Here is a 1201-nt window from a genome sequence, read left to right on the forward strand (position 1 = left end):
ATCTGATGCGGCATGGGTCGGTCGACTACTTCCGTGAGGATGGCAGCGCCGTGCCACCCGATACCGTGCCGCTGAACGCCGTCGGCCGCGACCAGGCCGATGCAGCCGGTCGGCTGTTCGCGCAATGCGGCGTGCGCTTCGACAGCGTGCTGGTCAGCGGATTGCCGCGCACCGTCGAGACGGCGGCACGCGTGCTGGCCGCGAGCGCGCAGCCCGAGTTGAACGTGCTGCACGAACCGGCGCTCGAAGAGATCCGCCCCGGCCGGCTGGCCGACATCCCGAAGCACGAGATCGAAGCCGCCTTCCTCGGCGCCTTCCGCACCGGCCCGAACGTGCAATCGCAGCGCTTCCTCGGCGGCGAATCGGTCGGCGAACTGCTCGACCGCGTACTGCCGGCCTTCGATGCGCTGCTCGCGCGCGCCGACTGGCAGTGCCTGCTGATGGTGATGCACGGTGGCGTGAACCGCGCGCTGCTGTCGCGCGTGCTGGCCGGCGAACGGGCCTTCTTCGGCCGGCTCGAACAGGCGCCGGCCTGCATCAACGTGATCGACGTCGGCACGAACGACCAGATCGTGCGCGCGGTGAACCTCGCGCCCACGCAGTGGCTGCACGAGCGCGAGACGATGACGACGATGGAAAAGCTGCTGGCGCAGTTCCTGCGGCAGACCTGACGACCAAACGGAAGTGCCCCCCTTGCGACACCTCTTCAACGCTGATCCCTTGCCGACAGTGTGGCTGTTGAACGGTTTTGTTCTGCCCGTCGACGGTGAACGCGAGGTGGTCAAGTACGAGCGCCTGGGAGGACTGATCGCGGCGTTGCATGCATGCGTCGTGCTGACATCCATTGCATTGCCGACCAGGTCTGCTCGCGGAGTAGGCAGCGCGCGTCCGGGCTGATGCATGACGCGCCCGGGTGCARCCCGGRCTCAACCCCCACTTGTTCGCTTGTCACCTCCCCAAAGGCAGGGCGGTGGCAGAAGGCGGGTGCGGGGAGGCTGTGGTGCGCCAATMAGGAGGGGGCGCCGGAGCTGGCTGGTTTCATGGCCCGCGTGCGCCAGCGCGCTTCGTGAACTGACTGTCGCCCACTGTTTGACCACAACGAACGMAGTGAGTGGCGGGAGTTTGGGCGACGGGCCATGAAACCAGTCAGCGCAGGGGAGTCTTCGCCCCGCCAGGGGCGAAGACCGCTGCGACGGCGAGC

Annotated in this window: 1 protein-coding gene; it reads left to right on the forward strand. The window is 67.7% G+C overall.

Features of this window, described 5'->3' with window-relative positions; all coding sequences use genetic code 11:
* The first annotated feature begins 2 nt into the window (after positions 1-2).
* Positions 3-671: a histidine phosphatase family protein gene (locus tag AC1D12_RS33720; protein ID WP_477845431.1), complete on the forward strand. Its 669-nt coding sequence runs from the start codon at positions 3-5 to the stop codon at positions 669-671.
* The last annotated feature ends 530 nt before the right edge of the window (positions 672-1201 follow it).

The organism is Rhizobacter sp. P1_G5 (assembly GCF_056405435.1).